This window comes from Escherichia whittamii (assembly GCF_014836715.1).
GTDB classification, from domain to species: domain Bacteria; phylum Pseudomonadota; class Gammaproteobacteria; order Enterobacterales; family Enterobacteriaceae; genus Escherichia; species Escherichia whittamii.
In genome coordinates, this window is the sequence record NZ_JACSQI010000003.1 from 139,720 (window position 1) to 162,429 (window position 22,710).

20 protein-coding genes are annotated in these 22,710 nt (G+C 51.8%); 7 read left to right on the forward strand and 13 right to left on the reverse strand.

The annotated features are described in order from the left end of the window. Nucleotides 1–4: 4 nt before the first annotated feature. From recC to H9644_RS21780, 10 genes are all read right to left on the reverse strand, one after another. Nucleotides 5–3,373: an exodeoxyribonuclease V subunit gamma gene (recC, locus tag H9644_RS06410; RefSeq protein WP_064529842.1), complete on the reverse strand. Its 3,369-nt coding sequence runs from the start codon at nt 3,371–3,373 to the stop codon at nt 5–7. Nucleotides 3,374–3,385: 12 nt separating this feature from the next. Next, entirely contained in the window at nt 3,386–3,709 is a 324-nt protein-coding gene (locus H9644_RS06415) for a prepilin-type N-terminal cleavage/methylation domain-containing protein (protein WP_064529841.1), read from the reverse strand. Continuing rightward, the gene (locus H9644_RS06420; RefSeq protein ID WP_064529840.1) at nt 3,694–4,101 is read right to left on the reverse strand and encodes a DUF2509 family protein; all 408 of its coding nucleotides are present in this window, start codon (nt 4,099–4,101) and stop codon (nt 3,694–3,696) included. Before H9644_RS06420 ends, H9644_RS06415 begins: the two co-directional genes overlap by 16 nt. Beyond that, nucleotides 4,098–4,661: a prepilin peptidase-dependent protein gene (locus H9644_RS06425; protein WP_064529839.1), complete on the reverse strand. Its 564-nt coding sequence runs from the start codon at nt 4,659–4,661 to the stop codon at nt 4,098–4,100. Before H9644_RS06425 ends, H9644_RS06420 begins: the two co-directional genes overlap by 4 nt. Continuing rightward, nucleotides 4,652–5,122: a prepilin peptidase-dependent protein gene (locus H9644_RS06430; RefSeq protein WP_064529879.1), complete on the reverse strand. Its 471-nt coding sequence runs from the start codon at nt 5,120–5,122 to the stop codon at nt 4,652–4,654. Before H9644_RS06430 ends, H9644_RS06425 begins: the two co-directional genes overlap by 10 nt. Nucleotides 5,123–5,307: 185 nt before the next feature. Further along, entirely contained in the window at nt 5,308–6,102 is a 795-nt protein-coding gene (gene thyA / locus H9644_RS06435) for a thymidylate synthase (protein ID WP_000816232.1), read from the reverse strand. 6 nt (nt 6,103–6,108) lie between these two features. After that, nucleotides 6,109–6,984, reverse strand: a complete 876-nt coding sequence (gene lgt, locus H9644_RS06440; RefSeq protein WP_191773801.1) for a prolipoprotein diacylglyceryl transferase — start codon at nt 6,982–6,984, stop codon at nt 6,109–6,111. A gap of 150 nt (nt 6,985–7,134) precedes the next feature. Beyond that, complete coding sequence (ptsP, locus tag H9644_RS06445) at nt 7,135–9,381, reverse strand: phosphoenolpyruvate--protein phosphotransferase (RefSeq protein WP_064529838.1); 2,247 nt, start codon at nt 9,379–9,381, stop codon at nt 7,135–7,137. Nucleotides 9,382–9,393: 12 nt separating this feature from the next. Next, complete coding sequence (gene rppH / locus H9644_RS06450; RefSeq protein ID WP_064529837.1) at nt 9,394–9,924, reverse strand: RNA pyrophosphohydrolase; 531 nt, start codon at nt 9,922–9,924, stop codon at nt 9,394–9,396. Between the two features lie 352 nt (nt 9,925–10,276). Further along, nucleotides 10,277–10,423, reverse strand: a complete 147-nt coding sequence (locus tag H9644_RS21780; protein WP_274540061.1) for a hypothetical protein — start codon at nt 10,421–10,423, stop codon at nt 10,277–10,279. Nucleotides 10,424–10,608: 185 nt separating this feature from the next. Here H9644_RS21780 and mutH point away from each other — a divergent pair, with 185 nt between their 5' ends. The 5 genes from mutH (at nt 10,609) to H9644_RS06475 (ending at nt 15,399) form a co-directional block, all read left to right on the forward strand. Further along, the gene (gene mutH / locus H9644_RS06455; RefSeq protein WP_064529834.1) at nt 10,609–11,310 is read left to right on the forward strand and encodes a DNA mismatch repair endonuclease MutH; all 702 of its coding nucleotides are present in this window, start codon (nt 10,609–10,611) and stop codon (nt 11,308–11,310) included. A 59-nt stretch (nt 11,311–11,369) separates the two neighbouring features. Next, a complete protein-coding gene (locus tag H9644_RS06460) occupies nt 11,370–12,083 on the forward strand; it encodes a TerC family protein (protein WP_064529833.1) in 714 nt (237 codons plus the stop codon). A gap of 137 nt (nt 12,084–12,220) precedes the next feature. Then, on the forward strand, nt 12,221–12,439 hold the full coding sequence (gene ygdR, locus H9644_RS06465; RefSeq protein WP_061090702.1) for a lipoprotein YgdR: 219 nt from the start codon (nt 12,221–12,223) through the stop codon (nt 12,437–12,439). Between the two features lie 107 nt (nt 12,440–12,546). Then, nucleotides 12,547–13,587, forward strand: coding sequence for an NADP(H)-dependent aldo-keto reductase (locus H9644_RS06470; protein ID WP_191773804.1), 1,041 nt, complete (start codon nt 12,547–12,549; stop codon nt 13,585–13,587). 156 nt (nt 13,588–13,743) lie between these two features. Beyond that, complete coding sequence (locus tag H9644_RS06475) at nt 13,744–15,399, forward strand: DUF4139 domain-containing protein (RefSeq protein WP_225221309.1); 1,656 nt, start codon at nt 13,744–13,746, stop codon at nt 15,397–15,399. A gap of 38 nt (nt 15,400–15,437) precedes the next feature. Here H9644_RS06475 and lplT read toward each other — a convergent pair whose 3' ends face one another. After that, nucleotides 15,438–16,631, reverse strand: a complete 1,194-nt coding sequence (gene lplT / locus H9644_RS06480; protein ID WP_191773806.1) for a lysophospholipid transporter LplT — start codon at nt 16,629–16,631, stop codon at nt 15,438–15,440. Continuing rightward, nucleotides 16,624–18,783 carry a bifunctional acyl-ACP--phospholipid O-acyltransferase/long-chain-fatty-acid--ACP ligase gene (gene aas / locus H9644_RS06485; protein ID WP_064529830.1) on the reverse strand — a complete coding sequence of 720 codons (2,160 nt, stop codon included), beginning with the start codon at nt 18,781–18,783 and terminating at the stop codon, nt 16,624–16,626. Before aas ends, lplT begins: the two co-directional genes overlap by 8 nt. A 586-nt stretch (nt 18,784–19,369) precedes the next feature. Here aas and galR point away from each other — a divergent pair. Continuing rightward, nucleotides 19,370–20,401, forward strand: a complete 1,032-nt coding sequence (gene galR, locus H9644_RS06490) for an HTH-type transcriptional regulator GalR (RefSeq protein WP_191773809.1) — start codon at nt 19,370–19,372, stop codon at nt 20,399–20,401. Nucleotides 20,402–20,407: 6 nt separating this feature from the next. Here galR and lysA read toward each other — a convergent pair whose 3' ends face one another. Continuing rightward, entirely contained in the window at nt 20,408–21,670 is a 1,263-nt protein-coding gene (gene lysA / locus H9644_RS06495) for a diaminopimelate decarboxylase (protein ID WP_064529828.1), read from the reverse strand. A 121-nt stretch (nt 21,671–21,791) separates the two neighbouring features. On the opposite strand from lysA, the gene lysR reads away from it, so the two are divergent. Further along, nucleotides 21,792–22,709 carry a DNA-binding transcriptional regulator LysR gene (lysR, locus tag H9644_RS06500; RefSeq protein ID WP_191773811.1) on the forward strand — a complete coding sequence of 306 codons (918 nt, stop codon included), beginning with the start codon at nt 21,792–21,794 and terminating at the stop codon, nt 22,707–22,709. The last annotated feature ends 1 nt before the right edge of the window (nt 22,710 follow it).

The window sequence follows — 22,710 nt, forward strand, 5'->3', positions numbered from 1 at the left end:
GCACTCATGACTGATTAAAGCGAAACAGCGGTAACAGGAAACGTTGCGACTGTTTAACGATGGCTTCCATTGTCTCTGGCGTTAATTGCCGCCATAGCCTCTGATACCAGATATCATCACCTTCGCCACGCACCATCATGTTGCCTTCGTAAGCCTGAAGGAATTTCGTACGGGCTTTTTGCAACGTGGATTCGTCGTCCAGCATGGCATCGTTTTCTGCGTCATAACAGGTTTTTAGCCATGCGCCGCCGCTTTCAGGTAACACCAGCAACGGCGCGGACATACCTTCACGATACCCCTCAATCAGTTGTGAGAGGTAATGTAAAGCCTGCTCTGCTTCAAGTGGCGGAAAGCGCCATTCGCCATCTTTACGCAGAAAAAGGCGACTCACACCATTACCGCCGCTGGCACAGTAGACAAGGTGTTCCAGCCAAAGTTGCATCCCTTGCGCCACACTTAATAAAGATGGGCGCCAGCGCAACAGGCCATCCGACTGGACCTGCGGCAGCCAGCCCGTTATCTGCACGCCGTTGCAGGCGAGATCGATTTCCATGCTCTGGCCCGGCTGACGACAGGCAATAACTCTGTCGGCAAGTTGCTGCATCTCCTGACACTGCGTTTCCCAGAAAATTTCACCAAAGGCGCCATACGGCAAATCCCCTGCCGCCCGGAATCGGCGGAACAAGCGTTCGGCATCATCCTGCTCGACCAGTGCATTTAATAACTGCTGGTTGATTTGATAACGACTAAGCCCTTCCAGAATAAATGGTTCGGTGTCGGGGATTTCGCTGTCTTCGGTACGGAAGTTCACCTGCAAACGCATCTGAAAAAACGCCCGCACCGGATGCGCCCAGAATCGTTGTAGCGTCTCCAGCGGCACGGTTTCCGGCAAGGTAAACGGCAGCGGCTGAACAAATTCAGAATGTGCCTTACCTGCCTGACTGGCCGCGGGTAGCCACTCGCGCGCATAGCTTTGTAAGTTACCGGGCTGGTAGTTTTGTGGGTCAAACGGCATCCGGGTATGGAGACAAGTAAGATGCGCTTTTACCCTTGCCTCGCTTTCATCACAGTTAAGCGTTTCATCGCCCGGTAGATAATGGCTTTGCCCGATGTAGTCGATCAGTTCCTGCACCAGAACCGACGGGAATCGTTCGCTGTTATCCTGGATAGAGCGGCCAATATAGCTGATATAGAGTTTTTGTTGCGCGGATATTAACGCTTCCAGGAACAGATAGCGGTCGTCATCGCGACGGCTGCGGTCACCACGCTTCGGTTTCTGGCTCATCAGGTCAAAGCCCAATGGCGCAAGCTGCCGCGGGTAAACTCCATCGTTCATCCCCAGCAGGCAAACCACTTTGAATGGGATGGAACGCATTGGCATCAGAGTACAAATGTTGACCGGACCTGCGAGAAAACGCTGGCTGATACGTTCTTGATCCAGGCGTTGTGCCAGTTCATCACGTAACAACGATAGCGGCACTGCTTCGCCATACTGTGCACCCAAACCTTCAGCGATAATCGCCTGCCATTGTTGCTCAATAAGCGTCATCGCCGCTTCGGTTTCCGCATCCGGCAGGAAGAAGGCATTGAGCATATCGCGGCAAACCGGCAGCCACTCTTCAAGCGGTCGTTCCTGCGCCAACCCGCGACGCCAGATGTTTAGCTGCATTAGCAGTGACGCCAGGTGTCCTACCAGCTCCGCAATTAAGCCACTCGATTCATCGTAAGGAAGGACCGATTGCCATTCACCCTGTGCGCTTTCCATTGCGTAGCCTAGTAACATGCGCGTCAGACCAAATCGCCAGGTGTGTTGCCCGGTGGCGGGGAGTTCCAGCTCGCGCACGTTGTCGTCATCAATCCCCCAGCGAATGCCAGATTCATTAACCCACTGACGTAAATAACGTAGCCCTTCTTCGGTGATATCAAACCGCGCCGCCAGTACCGGCACGTCCAGCAGTGCTAACACGTCCTCCGACACAAAGCGGCTGTCCGGCAACGATAACAGGCTGATAAACGCTTCAAGTACAGGATGCGACTGCCGCGCCCGACGGTCGGAAATGGCATATGGCAGATACCGATCCGCTGGCGCACTGCCAAACACGGCCTGAATAAACGGACTGTAGCTGTCGATGTCGGCCACCATCACGATGATGTCGCGCGGAGTGAGTGTCGGATCTTCTTCCAGCATCGCCAGCAGGCGATCGTGCAAAACTTCAACTTCACGTTGTGGGCTATGGCAAACATGGAAGGTAACGCTGCTATCCTGTGGGTCAAGCGGGCGTTTGTTATCACTACGGGAAAACTCTTCGAGGTTCACGCCCGCAACGGCGTGGTTTTCCAGTTCCAGAATGTCGGACTGTATGTTATGCAACAGATTGTCTGGCGTGACATCGACAAAGGCGTCCAACTCCTGACTGTTCTCCAGATCGGAAAGAAGAAAGATATAGTCGCGCCCCAACTTGCCCCAGGAGGCCAGCAGCGGGTTGCCGACATCCTGTTCACCGTCGCTATTAAATAATTGTCCGGCATTTTCGCTATCGCGAAATAGCGGCAATTCACGATCTTCAAAACTGTGTCGACGCTGGCGGGTCAGCAGTTTTGCCAGATAAGCAGGATCTTTAATATCGCCCCAGTAATAACGGCAAGGGTTGGTAAACAGGAGATGGATTTCAATATGTTTACCCAGCGCCTGTAGCGCCTGGAGATAAACTGGCGGTAACGCGGAAATACCGCATATAAAGACGCGCGAAGGTAAGCCGGATGGGCAAGTCGTTGCAGACTCCAGCGTTTCGATAAAGCGTTGATAGAGATTGGCACGGTGCCAACGCGGTTGCCCGAGTTCATGGGTATATTCCACCAGCGCCTTCCACAACGGTGCTTGCCAGGCCTGCGCTTCTCCCAGCCCTTCAACCAAATGTCCTGCTTCCCACTGTGCCAGCCAGTCCGGACGATAGACCAGATATTGGTCAAACAGGTCCGCCGCTTTTGAGGAAAGCTGAAACAGTTTTCGCTTGTCGCTATCGTCAGTCAGGTAATGACGCAATAGTGTAAAATCTTCGCGCTCAAGTAGTTGCGGCAGCAGAGTCATCAGTTTCCAGCTCATACTCCGCTTGTTAAAGGCGCTCTCTTTGGGGATCTCCGGTAATACACGGACAAACATATCCCAGATAAAGCTTGCAGGCAGCGGAAAATCAATGTTTGCCGCAATGCCGAACTTCTGCGACAGGGTCATTTGCAGCCACTGCGCCATACCGGTACTTTGCACCAGAATCATTTCTGGCTCGAAAGGATCGTCCAGCCGTTCGCGTTCGACAATAAACTCCATCAACGCTTCCAGTACGTCCAGACGATTGGAATGGTAGACCCTTAACATAGCGGCTCCTGACTACTGACGATTCGGGCAATGCAGGCGGGTCATCTCGCCTTCTCTGCCCCCGGGTGAAAATAGCGTAACGCTGATGCTGACACATCCCGCCTGCGATGTCTGCATTCGGTTGACCTGCCAGTTTGCAGGTGGCGAAATCGCGCGCAGTTGCGTTTGCTGCCAGCCATGCCGCCAAAGTTGTTGGTACTGGTTTCTGCTGCCAAGACTGTTCATTAGTGTTCTCTGATACCCCGATAACGCAGTGACAATCATCACCATCAGCACCATTGCCAGCATCACTTCCGGCAGGCTAAAGCCTTGTTGATTCTTCAGGGAAGCTGACATAACGCCCCCTCTTTTTGCGGGCAGAAATCACTCCAGCCGCGTGGCGAAAAAACAATCTTTCCATCGTTCACTTCGCCTGTTCGCCACAATGAAACGCCTTCATAAACGGCAATCAGCAAGATTTCATTATCTGCCAGTAAACGCAGACAAACTCGGGCATCGGTTGCAGCGTACTGTGAGCACTGAACTGCAGGCTGTGTCTGCCAGGCATGCATTTTCCCCCACTCAAGCGCTGACTGCACAATGGCCTGACGGCGCAATGACTGGCTTTCCATAGTCACCCGAGAGGCAAAACTACGATCCTGCTGGCTCATTCCTTGTAACAGCAAGCTCCCCAAAACCAGCAGCATCAGGACCAGTGCCAACGATGAAACACCCTTTTCGCGGTTCACAGGTTGAATCCTGTCACGCTATAGCTGGCATCCACCACGGTTTGCGGATCAGCCTTGCTGGCAGCGTGCATATTAACCGTCAGCACCGGCGCGAAGCCGCTGTTATCCTGTCGGGTAACCTGAAAAGTTTCGATAGTGACGGCATCTGGATTAGTCAATTTATCCCACCCCTTACCTTCACAGGATGTCGTACCGCGTAGCGTTTCCAGAACATTGTCTTTTAGCCGAAATCCAATCTGGTCGGATTCTTTTCCCGGCTCATGCTCCCAGATGCCGTTACTGTTCGCATCCCACTGCACAATGATGCAGTCACCCTGTCCAACAATTTTCAGCCCTTCACCAGAGCAGGTTCCATGACAATAACCTGCTCTCTGGAGATGCTTCGCGACTGTAAATACTCGCAGCCATATTTCATCTTCCAGCGCCAGCTTGCGAGTAGTCATCAAACTTTCACGCTGTAATGCGGGCAGAAACCGTGCAGCCCCCAGCAACAGTACGCTGCTGATCGCCATAGCAATCAGCACTTCCAGCAGGGAAAATCCTTGCTCTTTTATAAGCATCCTTCTGTTTCTCCTTGCTGACAAAGTCGAAGCCTTCCCCATGGCGAAACCACCAACCACCACTCGCCCGTAGAATTTTTGAAGCGAATATGTCCGGCCCATGCGGTATTGCGTAGGCCAAAGAAAGTAAGCGAAGGTGTCAGGTCGCTCATTTCGACTTCGGGCCAGCGAGGCACAAAGACCAGCGGTGAACTGCCATGACAGGTATTCGCCCCAACGGCAGCACTTGCAAGACACCATGACGCTCCCTCCCTGATGACACTGATACTGTGGTCGCGGTTATGCCAGTTGGCATCCTCACGTAAATAGAGCAAATAGTCTCGCGCCTGGCTGGCGGTTTGCCATAACCGTTGCGACTGCTGCCAGTACTGCCAGCCATAGAGTCCACTTGCACTTAACATGACCAAAATCAGCATCGCGACCAGCGTTTCAATCAGCGTATAACCACGTTGTTTTTTCATGCTGGCAGTATGCGGCGCAAAGAAAAAAAGACGAGTGCCAGTTTCTATTTCTTCGGCGCGTCTTCCGGACAACTTACCCTGTTGCAGGGCGTTGCAAAATTTCGGGAAGGAGTCTCGAAGAATTTAACAGGGGATAAAAAAAAACCGACGCACGCTGGCGTCGGCTCTGGCAGGATGTTTCGTAATTAGATAGCCACCGGTGCCTTAATGCCCGGATGCGGATCGTAGCCTTCAATCTCAAAGTCTTCGAAACGGTAGTCGAAGATGGATTCGGGTTTACGTTTGATAATCAGCTTCGGCAGCGGACGCGGTTCACGGCTTAATTGCAGATGGGTTTGATCCATATGGTTGCTGTACAGGTGCGTGTCGCCACCAGTCCAGACAAAATCACCCACTTCAAGATCGCACTGCTGCGCCATCATATGCACCAGTAACGCGTAGCTGGCGATGTTAAACGGCAGGCCGAGGAAGACGTCACAGGAGCGTTGATAAAGCTGGCAAGAGAGTTTGCCGTCTGCCACATAAAACTGGAAGAACGCATGGCATGGCGCCAGTGCCATTTTATCCAGTTCCCCCACGTTCCACGCTGAAACAATAATGCGGCGGGAATCCGGGTCGTTTTTCAACTGGTTCAGCACTGTGGTTATCTGGTCAATATGACGTCCATCCGGCGTTGGCCAGGCGCGCCACTGTTTGCCATATACCGGGCCGAGATCACCGTTTTCATCAGCCCATTCGTCCCAGATAGTGACATTGTTTTCATGCAGATAAGCAATGTTGGTGTCGCCCTGCAGGAACCACAGCAGTTCGTGGATGATGGAACGCAGGTGGCAACGTTTGGTTGTCACCAGCGGGAATCCATCCTGCAGGTTAAAACGCATCTGATGACCAAAAATGGAAAGCGTTCCGGTTCCGGTACGGTCGTTTTTCTGTGTGCCTTCGTCGAGCACTTTTTGCATCAGTTCTAAATACTGTTTCATGGTTCCTCAGGAAACGTGTTGCTGTGGGCTGCGACGATATGCCCAGACCATCATGAAAACACCCGCGACAATCATCGGGATGGAAAGAATTTGCCCCATGCTGATGTACTGCACCCAGGCGCCGGTAAACTGCGCGTCGGGCTGGCGGAAAAACTCAACAATGATGCGAAACGCGCCGTAGCCAATCAGGAACAAGCCAGACACGGCTCCCATCGGGCGCGGTTTACGAATATACAGGTTGAGGATAATAAACAGCACCACACCTTCCAGCAGCATTTCGTACAACTGTGACGGGTGGCGAGGCAGCACGCCATAAGTATCAAAAATGGATTGCCACTGGGGATTGTTTTGCAGCAACAGAATATCTTCGGTACGGGAACCCTGGAACAGCATGGCAAACGGGAAGTTCGGATCAACTCGGCCCCACAGTTCACCGTTAATAAAGTTGCCCAGACGCCCGGCGCCAAGACCAAACGGAATGAGCGGCGCTATAAAATCAGATACCTGGAAGAAGGAACGTTTAGTGCGGCGGGCGAAGATAATCATCACCACAATCACGCCAATCAGGCCGCCGTGGAAGGACATGCCGCCGTCCCAGACGCGGAACAGATACAGCGGATCGGCCATAAACTGCGGGAAGTTGTAGAACAGAACATACCCAATACGTCCGCCAAGGAAAACGCCGAGGAAGCCCGCATAGAGTAAGTTTTCAACTTCATTTTTGGTCCAGCCGCTCCCCGGACGGTTCGCCCGACGTGTTGCCAGCCACATCGCAAAAATGAAACCCACCAGATACATCAGGCCGTACCAGTGAAGCGCTACGGGTCCTATTGAGAAAATGACCGGATCGAATTCCGGAAAATGCAGATAGCTACTGGTCATCTGTCACCACAAGTTCTTGTTATTTCGCTGAAAGAGAACAGCGATTGAAATGCGCGCCGCAGGTTCCAGGCGCTCCAAAGGTGCGAATAATAGCACAAGGGGACCAGGCTGGTTGCCGGATACCGTTAAAAGATATGTATATGATCCGCGCTACAGCCCTCCGCGAATCAGCCCGCCCATACCGCGACGCTCCATAAATGCTGCAACCTGATGACGAACTTCGGTCGCCAGTTGCGCTTCCAGACTACGCTGCGCAAGGTTTTCCGCTTCGGCAAAATCAATGCGCCGCAGCAAATATTTTACGCGCGCGACAGAACGCCCATTCATGGATAAATGGCGGTAACCCAGTCCAATGAGGATCGCTACGCACATAGGATCTCCCGCCATTTCGCCACACAAACGAAGATCTATCCCTTGCGTTTCCGCTTCCCTGGCGATCATTGCCAGCGCGCGTAACATCGCAGGATGCAGGCTGTCATAAATGTTCGCAACCCGTGTGTTGTTACGATCAACAGCCAGAATGTACTGAGTCAGATCGTTGGTGCCAACAGAGATAAAATCGACCCGTTTTGCCAGGTGAGGCAACATAAACACCATCGATGGCACTTCCAGCATGATACCGATGCGCGGTTTCGGGATCGCATAGCCAATCATCTCCTCGACTTCACGTCCGGCACGTTCGATCAGGCGACGCGCTTCGTCCACTTCATCGAGGCTTGTGACCATCGGCAATAAGATGTTCAGGTTGCCCGTTGCTGCATTGGCACGCAGCATCGCCCGCACCTGGATTAAAAAGATTTCCGGCTGATCGAGTGTAATGCGGATCCCACGCCAACCCAGACATGGATTTTCTTCGCTGATCGGCATGTAAGGCAGTTGTTTATCGGCACCGACATCCAGCGTACGCAGGGTGACGGGCTTATCATTGAACATTTGCAGCATGCCCTGATACTGCGCTACCTGCTCTTCTTCCGACGGGAAACCGCTTTGCAGCATGAAAGGGATTTCGGTGCGATAGAGTCCGATGCCATCAATGCGACTGCCCAGTTTTTCTTCATGTTCCGGGCTTAAACCTGCATTGAGCATGACTTTAATGCGCTCACCGCTTTTTAACTGTGCGGGTAAATTGACGTCATCTTCCGCCAGACGACTTAGCTCATTTTCTTCGCTAATTAGCCGTTGGTATTCTTGCAGCAGCACCGGTTCCGGGTCGACCAGTAATTCTCCGCGATAACCATCAACAATCAGCGTCCGACGATGCAGCACTGAAGGTTGAATATCCGCCCCCATCACGGTAGGAATACCCAGCGCGCGCACCATAATCGCAGCATGGGAGTTGGCCGCACCATCGCGCACGACGACGCCAACTAAGCGATCCTGGGGCAACTCCGCAAGGGTCGTCGCCGACAATTCATCTGCCACCAGAATGAAACGTTCCGGCCAGGCGTTCGGCCCCTGATTCGCATCATCAAGGTGAAACAGCAACCGCTGGCCCAGTGCGCGTAAATCGCCAGCGCGCTCTTTGAGATAGTTATCACTTAGTGCGGCAAACTGTTCAGCAAATTTTTCAATTACCGTTTTCACAGCCCACTCTGCGACCGAGCCTTTATCCACCTCGTCAAACAGTTCGCGACGCAAACGGGTGTCGGAAAGCAGGTGTGAGTAAAGATCGAAAATGGCCGCAGTTTCTTTCTGCGCCCCAGCAGCAAAGCGTTTGCTGTAGCGACGAAATTCGTTAGCTGCCTCTTCCAGCGCTCCGGTCAGGCGCTCACGTTCCAACGCTGGATCAAGCGTTGATGCCTGATACACCTGTTCCATTAAGGGTAATGTTGCATCCTGCCAGCCTTCGGCAATAGCCACACCAGGTGCTGCTGGTAATGCGCGGATTCGCGTCTGGCGATATTGCCCGAATAAGGCAGTCAACTGCGACTGGGAAAGAATGGCCGCCATCTGGGTGGCGAGCGTCACCAGGAAGGATTCTTCGCTTTCGTCGTACTGGCGTAGCTCTCTTTGCTGCACCACCAGCACGCCAAGCAATTGGCGACGCTGAATAATCGGAACGCCTAAGAAAGCACGGAAACGCTCTTCTTTTACGGAGGGGACATATTTAAAACTGGGGTGTTTTTGCGCATCCGCAAGGTTTATCGGTTCCGCCAGCCTGCCAACCAGGCCGACGATCCCTTCATCAAACGCGAGCGTTACGGTACGACCTCGCGGTTTTTTTAGCCCCCGAGTCGCCATCAGGTAGTAACAACGTCGGTCGTGATCGGCCAGGTAGACCGAACAGACCTCGGTATCCATCGCAAGACAGATGTCGGTAACCAGAATATTCAACGCCTCGTTAAGGCGAGGAGCACTGGCTACCTTTTCGACTATTTCGCGCAGGCGAGTGAGCATAATTGGCGTGACTTAACCTCTTTTACGTCGATAAGTAGATGCGTTTTGTGGTTTAGGCGCATTGTCCTGTAACGCCATCACAACACTCGCAAACTCTTTCATTACCCTGCGGTAGACATCACGTTTAAATGACACCACCTGTCTGACCGGATACCAGTAACTTACCCAACGCCAGCCGTCAAACTCTGGTGTACTGCTGGTTTGCATATTGATTTCCGCATCGCCGCTCACCAGCTGCAAGAGAAACCATTTTTGTTTTTGGCCGATACACACCGGCTTCGTGTCCCAACGCACCAAACGTTTTGGTAATTTGTAGCGCAACCAGTTACGTGTTGAAGCAAGGATTCGAACGTCTTTGCGGCTTAATCCTACTTCTTCAAACAATTCACGGTACATCGCCTGTTCTGCGGATTCTCCGGGGTTAATTCCGCCTTGCGGAAATTGCCAGGAGTGCTGACCAAATCGACGGGCCCACATTACTTGCCCCTGACGATTACAAATCACGATACCTACGTTTGGGCGGTAGCCATCGTCATCAATCACCGGACTACCTCAAAATAAAACTTTATATGCGAATGATTGTTTCATACTCCTGGAAGGCGGTAAACCACTCTCTGCAAGGCATTACACACTAATAACAATTGAATAACTCACAGTTAAGTGCAGAGTTATAAACAGCAGAGGGGGAACATCACCGTTTTTATTCACCTTTTCTGTGGATAGAGTTGTGAAGAACTACGGAATTACCACGGGAAAACCCAGAGCATTCTGAACAAGCTTGATTCAGGCACTACAAAATAATAATTACTAATCAATGAACTAGATGCCTAAATCACTACCAAACAGGTAAATTCGTGACCTGCATCACATTCGCCACACACGAGGTGGTGAAAGATCAACCAATGTCGTATTTATCCACAGAATGTGCCAATAAGTTAAGCACTGCCCCCCTAAAAATTGGAGTTTCGTCGCACGTCAAGGCTGTAAATGGAAACAGTAGTGAGGGTTTTTCACAGTTATCCCAGCTTTCTGTGGATAACATGGTGTAAGATCCTGTTTATTTTCAGTGACCAGATTTGGAAAACCTACCCATACGTTGCGCAACGTGGTTATCTGAAGACTAAAAATCAATATAAATCATGCAATTGAATAACACTCGTGGAAAAAGTTACACTCGGCATATCCGGTATAAAATTACTGCTCAATTTTTAATCAAGGTATAACGCCATGCTCCAACCTCGCCCATTGCTCTCTCCACCAGAAACTGAAGCGCAGTTATTTGCGCAAGCACAGCAACTTTCCGGTTACACATTGGGTGAGCTGGCGGCACTTGCCGGGCTGGTTGCACCGGAGAATTTAAAGCGCGATAAAGGCTGGATAGGCGTGTTGCTGGAAATTTGGCTTGGCGCCAGCGCGGGCAGTAAGCCTGAACAAGATTTTGCGGCCCTGGGGGTAGAGCTAAAAACGATTCCTGTGGATAGCCTTGGCCGTCCTCTGGAAACCACTTTCGTTTGCGTGGCGCCTTTAACCGGCAATAGCGGCGTCACCTGGGAAACCAGCCATGTACGCCATAAGTTAAAACGCGTGCTGTGGATACCTGTAGAGGGCGAGCGCAGTATTCCTCTGGCGCAGCGGCGCGTAGGGTCACCATTACTGTGGAGCCCAAATGAAGAAGAGGAACGGCAGTTACGCGAAGACTGGGAAGAATTGATGGATATGATTGTTCTCGGTCAGGTTGAAAGGATTACCGCTCGTCACGGGGAATATTTACAGATAAGACCTAAAGCGGCGAATGCGAAAGCGCTCACCGAAGCCATTGGCTCCCGGGGTGAACCGATTCTGACACTGCCGCGCGGCTTTTATTTAAAGAAGAATTTCACCAGTGCGCTATTGGCTCGTCATTTTTTGATCCAGCACCCATCGCTTTGACCTGCCGCATTCCGGGCATATAATTACCGCTTCATTTTTTTTTGGCAGGGCTTTGTTTGATGTTATTTGCATGGGTAACCGATCCTAACGCCTGGCTTGCGCTCGGTACGCTGACGCTGCTGGAGATCGTTCTTGGGATCGATAATATTATTTTCCTCTCGCTGGTGGTGGCAAAACTACCTACAGCACAACGTGGCCACGCGCGGCGTCTGGGTTTGGCGGCGGCAATGGTCATGCGTCTGGCGCTGCTGGCGTCTATTGCCTGGGTAACGCGTCTGACGAATCCACTTTTTACAATTTTCAGTCAGGAAATTTCCGCCCGTGATTTAATTTTGTTACTCGGCGGCCTGTTCCTTATCTGGAAAGCCAGCAAGGAAATCCACGAGTCCATTGAAGGCGAAGAAGAAGGGCTGAAAACTCGCGTTTCATCATTCCTCGGCGCTATCGTGCAGATTATGCTGCTGGATATTATCTTCAGCCTCGACTCGGTGATTACCGCTGTGGGCCTGTCAGATCACTTATTCATAATGATGGCAGCAGTAGTGATTGCCGTAGGCGTGATGATGTTCGCCGCGCGCTCGATTGGTGATTTTGTCGAACGCCACCCTTCGGTAAAAATGCTGGCGCTCTCTTTCCTGATTCTGGTGGGCTTTACCCTGATTCTGGAAAGTTTCGACATCCACGTACCGAAAGGTTACATCTACTTCGCGATGTTCTTCTCTATTGCGGTTGAAAGCCTCAACCTGATCCGCAACAAAAAGAATCCGCTCTGATATTCCGTTCGCTCTCCTGCGGGAGAGCGTTCGCCCCCCTTCCTCACAGTTTAAGATTTTCCTGCTTTCATGATGTATAACGTCAGATTATAAACAGTCTATTATCATTAATGGGCAAAATAGGTGAGGATGACCGGATGAAAAAATGGGCAGTATTAATTTCTGCAGTCGGACTGGTATTTGCCGTTTCCGGCTGTTCCAGTGATTACGTCATGGCGACCAAAGATGGCCGTATGATTTTGACAGATGGAAAACCGGAAATTGATGATGATACCGGGCTGGTGAGTTATCACGATCAGCAAGGTAACGCTATGCAAATAAACCGTGATGATGTCTCGCAAATTATTGAACGTTAAAAAATAAGGTCAGCATCCGGCTGGCCTTAAGATTTTTCTCTTTCCCTTTTCCCTTCCCTCTGCCATTTTTATATTCCTTATGTCGTGATTATAAAAAGGAAACGGCTATGCAATATCACCGTATACCCCACAGCTCGCTGGAAGTCAGCACGCTGGGGCTTGGCACGATGACGTTTGGTGAACAGAACAGCGAAGCCGACGCCCACGCACAACTCGACTATGCCGTTGCTCAGGGCATTAACCTTATCGACGTTGCCGAGATGTACCCGGTACCGCCGCGCCCCGAAACTCAGGGGTTAACCGAAACCTATGTCGGTAACTGGCTGGCAAAACATGGCAATCGCGAAAAGTTAATTATCGCCTCCAAAGTGAGCGGACCGTCGCGTAATAATGACAAGGGGATCCGCCCGGATCAGGCGCTGGACAGGAAGAATATTCGCGAAGCTCTGCATGACAGCCTCAAGCGTCTGCAGACTGATTATCTCGATCTCTATCAGGTGCATTGGCCGCAGCGCCCCACCAACTGTTTCGGCAAGCTCGGTTATAGCTGGACAGATTCAGCCCCTGCGATTTCTCTGCTCGACACGCTGGACGCGCTGACAGAGTACCAACGCGCGGGGAAAATTCGTTATATCGGCGTGTCGAATGAAACTGCATTTGGCGTAATGCGCTATTTACATCTCGCGGATAAACACGACCTGCCGCGTATCGTCACCATTCAAAATCCCTACAGCTTGTTAAATCGTAGCTTTGAAGTGGGACTTGCTGAAGTCAGCCAGTATGAAGGCGTCGAGTTACTGGCCTATTCGTGTCTGGGTTTTGGTACGTTGAGCGGGAAATATCTCAACGGCGCAAAACCGGCTGGCGCGCGCAATACGCTCTTTAGCCGCTTCACCCGCTACAGCGGTGAGCAAACGCAAAAAGCCGTCGCGGCGTATGTTGATATAGCCAAACGTCATGGTCTGGATCCTGCTCAGATGGCGCTGGCCTTTGTGCGCCGTCAACCATTTGTAGCCAGCACTCTGCTGGGCGCAACAACGATGGAGCAGCTGAAAACTAACGTCGAAAGTTTGCATCTGGAGTTAAGCGAAGACGTATTAGCAGAAATTGAAGCGGTGCATCAGGTTTATACTTATCCGGCACCGTGATCCTCTCGCCTGGTGTTTTACGCCAGGCGTCTTTTTCCCCCCACTTTTCAGAATATATTCACTGCTTTTCGCCGCATCTTTCCTGACAAAGCGCAATAGACTCTGTTGGTCAACGCCTGCGCGCGTTTCAATGTCTGCCCATTGTTAAGGATAACCATGTTGATTTTCAAACCTCTTCCCCTCGCCATGTTGCTTACTGGGTGTATCTCCTCCACCTGGGGGGCGCAGTTAACCCAACCGCTAACACTTAAAGACGTCACTGTTTATCTGCATGGTGCCAGCCTGCAAGGCGAAGAGACACTTAATTTACCAGCCGGAGAAAGCGAAGTTATCTTCACCAGGATTGCCAATTCGGTAACCGACGACAGCATCGCTATCTCTATCGATAACGGAGTGACGGTGCTTTCCTCACGTATCGCGCTACTGGAAACACAGCCAAATGCGCTGCCGTCAGATATTCAGCAACAGTTAAAATCAGCTAAGGTGGAACAGGCAAAATTGACCGCCGAGAAGAACAATATCGCGGCTCAAATTAAGGTATTAGAGGCAAATAGCACATTAACCAATAAAAGTGCCGCCGAAGTTGGCAAGTATCTGCAAATGGTGAAAGAGAAAAATGGTGAGTTATTACGGGCCGATAATGAGTTGACGCAGAAACTTGCTGATAACCAGCTTGAAATTGAAAAGCTGGAGCAACGCGAGAGTATGCGTAACGGCAATTCAGAGGCAGCCGATGATCCGCAGGTTATCATCGCTAAGGTCTATGTCCCCAAAGCCGTCACTGCGAAAGCAGTGGTGCGTTATATGACCCCAGATGCTACATGGACGCCGATCTATGATATTCACGCCACCGCCATAAACCAGCCGCTGCGTCTGGTTTATAAGGCTAATATTCGCCAGTATACGGGCTTGCCATGGAAAAACGTTAATCTGGTGCTCTCGACCAGTGAACCTGATACTCATCTCACCCTGCCGCAACTGGAAACACAGTATGTGGATGTACCAGAGTATGGTGGTATGAGTAGCTCGATTTCAGCATCACCCGTGATGAAACAGCGTTCGGAATACTCGTCTGACCAGGATGCATCAGAATTGCAGAAAGCCCTGGAGGCAGATATGCAAAAAGCAAGGGAGCAACAAGCCGGGCGCATGTATGCGGCATCGGCTGCGCCCGTTTCACCGCGCCCGGAAAGTTTCACCGCGCAAAATATTCGCTATGCGCTTTCGCTGCCGTGGCAAATCGACAGCGATAATACCGCGCGCACGGTGGTCATTAAGGAAGAGTCGATCAACGGAGAATATCGCTTCTTTGCCATTCCGAAAATCAGTAATGCCGCCTGGCTCCAGGTACAGATCAAAGACTGGGAACAGTTGAATCTGATCCCCGGCGAAAGTCAGATCTTCTTTGGCAATAACCGTACAGGTCTGGGCTATTTACAACCGCCGGAAGATGGTAAGTCGCTGGATATTCAGCTAAACCGCGATCCTAAGCTGATTATTCAGCGTAAAGCCGCACTCAAAAAAGAGAATGCGTTATCTATCTTTAACGACAGCGCAATACGTAACTTCAGTTACACCCTCAATGTGAAGAACAGCTACGGCGAAGCAGTGGATATCACTCTGCTCGACCAGATCCCAGTCAGTGCTAATAGTGATATTACTGTGGAAAAAATGCAGTATGGCCAGGCGCAGTTTGATGCGAAAACGGGTGAACTGTCCTGGACGCTGAAACTGTCAGGCAAAGAGAACGTGAGTCTGCCATTCTCATACAGCGTGAAGTATCCAAAAGGTATGCACCCTTCGGGAATGTGACCTTCACCAGATGGCGGAATGTGCCATCTGGTAAAAGCTTAATGACGGCGTTGCCAGACCCACAGCGCCGTTATTGCCAGCGCAAACAGCGCACCAAAGCCAATGCCTATGGGCACGACTGGGATGCCTACCATTACTGCCAGCGAGTAAATTCCCAACATCAGCAGCATGGCGCTGTTTTCGCCGAGATTCTGTACTGCAATCGCATTCCCCGCCCCGACGCTTTTTTTGCCTCGCTCCTGAAGTAACGCATTCAGAGGAACGACAAAAAAGCCCCCCAGCACGCCAATCAACATCAGCAAGGCATAGGCTGGCAGCAGCTCGTGTTGCAGGGAGAAAATCAGCACCACCACGCCAATCAAAATGCCGGCTGGCATGCAGCGTGATACGGTTTCCAGGGTGACCAGTTTTGCTGCCGCCCCCGCACCAACCACGATGCCAATCGCCACCATCGCGTTGAGGTAGGTCGGGGTCGCGTTATCGGTAATGCCCAGCGCCACCGGCACCCACAGCACCAACAGGAAACGCAACGTAACCCCCGCGCCCCAGAATAAACTGGTGCCTACCAGCGAAAAACGCGTTTCACCATTGCGCCATAGCGAGGTGCAGGCATTCAGGAAACTGCGGGTCATGTTGATAAGATTCCACGACTGCCCCGGACGCGCCGCCGCCAGTTTCGGAATGTAGAGATTTGCAGCTACCGCGCCAGCATAAGCCAGCGCACAGGCCGCCAGCGCGGCAAGAACATGCCAGTCCGCCAGCACGCCACCGGCTACGGAACCGAGTAAAATCGCCGCAATGGTGGAGGCTTCCATCAAGCCGTTAGCTTTCACTAACTGATTACCGGTTGTTAACTCGCCAAGAATACCGTATTTCGCCGGAGAATAAGCCGCTGCACCGACGCCCACCAGCGTATAACCGAGAAACGGATTAATGCCAAAACAGATACTGGCTGCCCCCAGCAACTTAAGGCCGTTGGCAAACATCATTACCCGGCCTTTCGCAAAGCTATCCGCCACCTGACCGACAAACGGCGCAAAGAGAATGTAAGCCCCCACAAACACCATTTGCAGGATTGGCTGGCTCCAGTCCGGGTAGAACTGCGCTTTCAGCAACGCCAGAGTGGCAAACAGCAGCGCGTTATCACCAAACGCAGAGAGAAACTGCGCGGCGATAACTGCTTTCATTCCCTTCGACCATAGTGAAGTGTTAGTGTGCACTGACTCACTCATCGTGTTTTTCCGCTTCGTCGACCCAACTTTTCAACGTGACAAAGTCAGGCTTGCCGCTGCCCAGTAATGGCATCTGTTTCAGATAGCGAATGTCACGCGGTACGGCAAGTTCCGGTACGCCGTGCTCGCGGGCGTATTGTTGCAGCTTATCGCGCGTCAGTTCGCTGTCTGTAGTGAACAGTACCAGCGCCTCGCCTTTACTGGCGTCGCTCTTAATCGCGGTGGCATGGACTTTATCTGGCGAAACACCAAGTGCCAGTTGTTCCACCATTTCCAGTGAAACCATCTCTCCGGCAATTTTGGCGAAGCGTTTCGCGCGGCCCTGAATCTGCACAAAGCCCTGCTCGTCGAAACGCACGATATCGCCAGTGTCATACCAGCCGCGCTCCATCTCACCGTGGATGTTCTCAGCCGTTGGCACTTCCAGCACGCCCGGTTTCTCCACCCGCAGGTAGCCGTTCATTATGTTCGGCCCTTTTAGTTGCAGGCGACCGCCTTCTTCAATGCCAGGAACCGCCAGCAGTCGCGCATCCATACCAGGCAAAATACGCCCTACCGTACCTGGTTTCGCTGCCATCGGTACGTTGATGGACACCACTGGCGCGCACTCGGTCACGCCGTAGCCTTCAAGAATGCGCAGGCCAAACTTATCCTGCCAAAGCTGTTTGGTGCTTTCTTGCAACTTCTCCGCACCTGCCACCACATAGCGTAGACGATAGAAGTCATACGGGTTGGCAAAGCGCGCGTAGTGACCGAGGAAGGTCGAAGTGCCGAAAAGCACCGTACAACTGCGGTCGTACACCAGTTCCGGCACAATGCGGTAATGCAATGGGCTGGGGTACAGGAAGACTTCTGCGCCCGTCAGCAGGGGCGTAAACAGGCCAACAGTTAAACCAAAAGAGTGAAACAGCGGTAACGCCGACATAAAGCGATCGTTGGTGGTGAAGTCGGCGATAGTTTTAATCTGCTCAACGTTCGCCAGAATGCTTTTATGGCTATGGACAACGCCTTTCGGATGGCCTTCAGAACCGGAAGTAAAGAGGATCAGCGCCTCTTCTTCTGGCTGCTGTTTTACCTGTGCCAGACGCGGCATCAACAGATGGGCGAAGATCCATACTTTGTCGACAGTGGTGACGTCCGCTTTTAAATCTTCCAGATACACCCAGCGCACCTGAGTCAGCTGCTCCGGCAGATGCCAGAGTTTGCCTTTGTCGAGGAACTGGCGGGAAGTGAAGATGGTTTTGATTTCGGCGGCAGTAATAGCACTGGTCAGCCCTTTTACCCCGGCGGTGTAGTTCATCATTGCCGGAATACGGCGACGGGCGATGGCCCCAAAAATCACTGCTGCACTAATGCCCGCATTGGGCAGCATTAAGCCGATTCTTTCCCCTTCAACGCTATATTTTTCGAGGATACGACCAACAAACAGTGTTTTAGTGAGCAATTTACGATAGGTATCCGGGGTAAAGTTGACGTCTTCGACACACTTTTTCCTGGCCCCAAAACGGTACATTGCGCTCAGTAGTGATTCGTACAGCGTTTCACGTGGGCGCACCGCCATACGCGCTTCCATCATAATTTGGTGCAGCATTTCCCCTGCGATTTTACGGCGGTCGCGGGCGCGCGGCGCATCAGGCATCGGCACCTGCGTGGGAGGCAAAATATGCAGATGAATTTGCGGGAACAAGCGCCGTTTAACCAGACCTTTCAGGCGACTGAAGTGCGTAAGCTCCGCCCCTTCAATACGCACCGGAATAACCGTCGCGCCTGACTTCGCCGCTACAAAACCAGCCCCATCGTAGATTTTCATCAGCGAGCCGGTGGTCGTGATGCGCCCCTCCGGGAAAATCACTACCGGACGGCCTTGCTCCACTAAACGAACCAGATGTTTGATTGCCATCGGCTGTGTCGGATCGAGAGGAACGAAGTCGATAAATGATTTCAACCAACGCATATACCACTGCTGGCTGATGGAGGTGTAAACAGCAAACACCGGGCGAACGGGTAAAAATAAAGCCAGCAGAATGCCATCAATAAAAGAGACGTGATTGGGCGTAATAAGAACGCGCTCGCCCTTAAGCGCCTGGGTGTCACCTGTCACGCGAACGCGGTACAGAGCAAGGCACAAATTTCGAAAAAAGCTAAAAAGCATTTCAACTCCCTTTGCTCATTAATTCATTTAATGCGAATGCGGTGAGATTACACGAGATGAAGAGATCGAGCGACAGTAAAGTCGGTGCGAAAAAAAACCTGCGCATCCGCGCAGGTTGGTGCAAGAGACAGGGTACGAAGAGCGTACCGAATAATCTCACCAATCAATACCTCTGGGATCTTGATTGTGGTCCGCACGGCGACGCTTCGCCAGCGAGAAAAAGCAAAGGAATGAAGGGAAATGCAACGAGGTGTGTAAATTGTCGGTTACTGTTACAGATTTGCGACAGGCAAAAAAAACCTGCGCATCTGCGCAGGCTGGTGTAATTCATGTGCTCAACCCGAAGTTGACTTCACCTATCAATACCTCTGGGATCACCACTTTATCAACCTGTAGACAAATGCCACCAGCAGTCAATCGCAACAGCGTTTCGCAAAGTGTAACCAAAGGTTTGCAATCTCTTTTTTTTCTTACTTATTCTCGTTTCGCGCACACTTCCCACGCTGAAATCACAACGCCCCTTGAACCAACGGGCGTTTTCCGTAAAACTGGCAGATTGTAAGCGTTTACCCACAAAGGTATTTTCATGGCGACCATTAAGGATGTAGCCCGACTGGCAGGCGTTTCAGTCGCCACCGTTTCCCGCGTCATTAATAACTCTCCAAAAGCCAGTGAAGCTTCTCGTCTGGCTGTGCATAGCGCAATGGAATCTCTGAGCTATCACCCGAACGCGAACGCCCGTGCGTTGGCGCAACAGACCACTGAAACGGTCGGCCTGGTCGTTGGTGATGTTTCCGATCCGTTTTTCGGTGCAATGGTGAAAGCGGTCGAACAGGTGGCTTACCATACCGGTAATTTCTTATTAATTGGCAACGGTTACCACAACGAACAAAAAGAGCGCCAGGCCATTGAGCAGTTGATTCGCCATCGCTGCGCCGCGCTGGTCGTCCATGCCAAAATGATCCCGGATGCCGATTTGGCCTCATTGATGAAGCAAATACCTGGCATGGTATTGATCAACCGGATCCTTCCGGGTTTTGAGAATCGTTGTATCGCTCTGGACGATCGCTACGGTGCCTGGCTGGCAACACGCCATTTAATTCAGCAAGGTCATACACGCATTGGTTATCTCTGCTCTAACCACTCTATTTCTGATGCCGAAGATCGTCTGCAAGGATATTACGATGCCCTTGCCGAAAGTGGTATTCCGACCAATGATCGGCTGGTGACTTTCGGCGAACCGGATGAAAGCGGTGGCGAACAGGCGATGACGGAACTGTTGGGAAGAGGCAGAAATTTCACCGCCGTGGCCTGTTATAACGACTCAATGGCGGCAGGCGCAATGGGCGTGCTCAATGATAATGGGATTGATGTACCGGGTGAAATTTCGCTGATTGGTTTTGATGATGTGCTGGTGTCACGCTATGTGCGCCCACGGCTGACCACGATCCGTTACCCAATAGTGACAATGGCGACCCAGGCTGCAGAACTGGCATTGGCGCTGGCGGATAATCGCCCCCTGCCGGAAATCACCAACGTCTTTAGTCCTACGCTGGTACGTCGCCATTCAGTTTCAACACCGTCGCTGGATGCAAGTCATAACGCAGCCAGCGACTAGCCACGATTAAAGCAACTCGAGCGCCAGTAATTCCTCAATGGTCTGGCGGCGGCGAATCAACCGCGCCCGACCATTATCAAACAGAACTTCTGGCAACAATGGGCGACTATTGTAGTTAGATGACATTGACGCACCATATGCGCCAGTATCATGCAGAACCAGATAATCGCCAGCCTTCACTTCCGGTAAGGCGCGGGTTTCGACATTCCCCCCTTCCTGCTGGGTAAAAACATCGCCCGATTCACATAATGGCCCTGCGACAACGGTTTCCACCGTTGGCGCATGTTCAAGAGAGCGACCATCAGCCGCCAGCGCGCTAATATGGTGGTAACTGCCGTACATTGCCGGGCGCATCAGATCGTTAAATCCAGCGTCAACCAGCACAAAGTGGCGACTCCCCATTTGTTTGACGCTCCGTACCTGGGTAATTAACACACCAGACTGCGCTACCAGGAAGCGACCCGGTTCAATTTCCAGTTTCACATGGTGACCGAGATGGCGGGCGATTTGCTCACGTGCAGCATTCCACAGACCATAATAATGTTCAGTATCAACCGCCTCTTCTCCCTGCTGATACGGAACAGAAAGCCCGCCCCCCGCAGAGATAGCCTGTAAATCCTGACCAAAATCGACAACCTGACGCACCATCGCACCACACACCTGCTCCAGATGCGCATAATCAACACCAGAACCGATGTGCATGTGAATGCCGACCAGTTGCAGATGATGACGTTGTATCACTTCCAGCGCGGCCGGAAGATCGGTATACCAGATGCCGTGCTTGCTGTTTTCGCCACCGGTATTGGTTTTTTGGCTATGACCGTGACCAAAGCCTGGATTAACGCGCAGCCATACCCGATGCCCTGGCGAAACCTGACCAAGTTGGTCGAGCATATCAACGGAGCCAGCATTCACTGGAATTTGCAATTCACTGACGCGATCGAGCGTCGCCTGATCGATAACATCCGCAGTAAAGACAATATCATCGGGATGCGTTTGCGGATTATATCCCGCCGCCAACGCGCGTTCGATTTCCCCTAATGAGACGGAATCCACTTTCACGCCCTGTTCGCGCATTAAGCGCAAAATATGAATATTGGAACAGGCTTTCTGCGCGAAGCGCACCACATCAAACTGTTTCAGCGCTGCAATCTGCCGACGGATAATTTGTGCATCGTAGACCCAAACCGGGCAACCGAATTCTGCAGGCAAGCGCAGCAGATTTTCGGCGGTGAGATCGGTATCAGTGCTGAATAGTGAATGTGGCATAACAAACTCCGAATAAGTGCTTTTTTATGATTACGCCACATCATAAAAAGAATAAAAAATATCGATTTATGCCGAGTCTATGCAAAAATGATATGGATCACCGAATTGCGAGAGAACGCCAATGGCCGCCGTTAACTTACGTCATATTGAAATTTTTCATGCGGTTATGACCGCCGGCAGCCTGACTGAGGCGGCACAACTGCTGCATACTTCACAACCAACCGTCAGCCGCGAACTGGCGCGCTTTGAAAAGGTGATCGGATTGAAACTGTTTGAGCGCGTTCGCGGACGATTACATCCTACCGTTCAGGGACTTCGGCTATTTGAAGAGGTTCAGCGCTCCTGGTACGGGCTGGATCGCATAGTCAGCGCTGCTGAAAGTCTGCGCGAGTTTCGCCAGGGAGAACTTTCTATTGCCTGCCTGCCGGTCTTTTCGCAGTCTTTTTTGCCGCCGCTGCTGCAACCCTTTCTGGCTCGTTATCCTGAAGTCAGCTTAAACATTGTGCCGCAGGAATCGCCGCTACTTGAAGAGTGGCTTTCGGCCCAGCGTCATGATTTAGGCCTCACCGAAACGCTGCATACACCTGCGGGTACGGAACGCACGGAATTACTCTCTTTAGATGAAGTGTGTGTTTTACCGCCGGGCCATCCGCTGGCGGTAAAAAAGGTATTAACGCCGGAAGATTTTCAGGGTGAGAACTACATCAGCCTTTCCCGTACTGACAGCTATCGTCAGCTGCTGGATCAATTGTTTACTGAGAATCAGGTTAAACGACGCATGATTGTAGAAACCCACAGCGCCGCGTCAGTCTGCGCGATGGTACGTGCGGGGGCGGGTGTTTCGGTGGTTAACCCGCTCACCGCTCTGGATTATGCGGCAAGCGGATTAGTGGTTCGGCGGTTCAGTATTGCGGTTCCCTTCACCGTCAGCCTGATTCGCCCTCTGCATCGTCCGTCATCAGCACTGGTACAGGCATTCAGCGAGCATTTACAGAGCGGTTTACCAAAACTGGTTGCCACTCTTGAAGCTATTTTGTAGC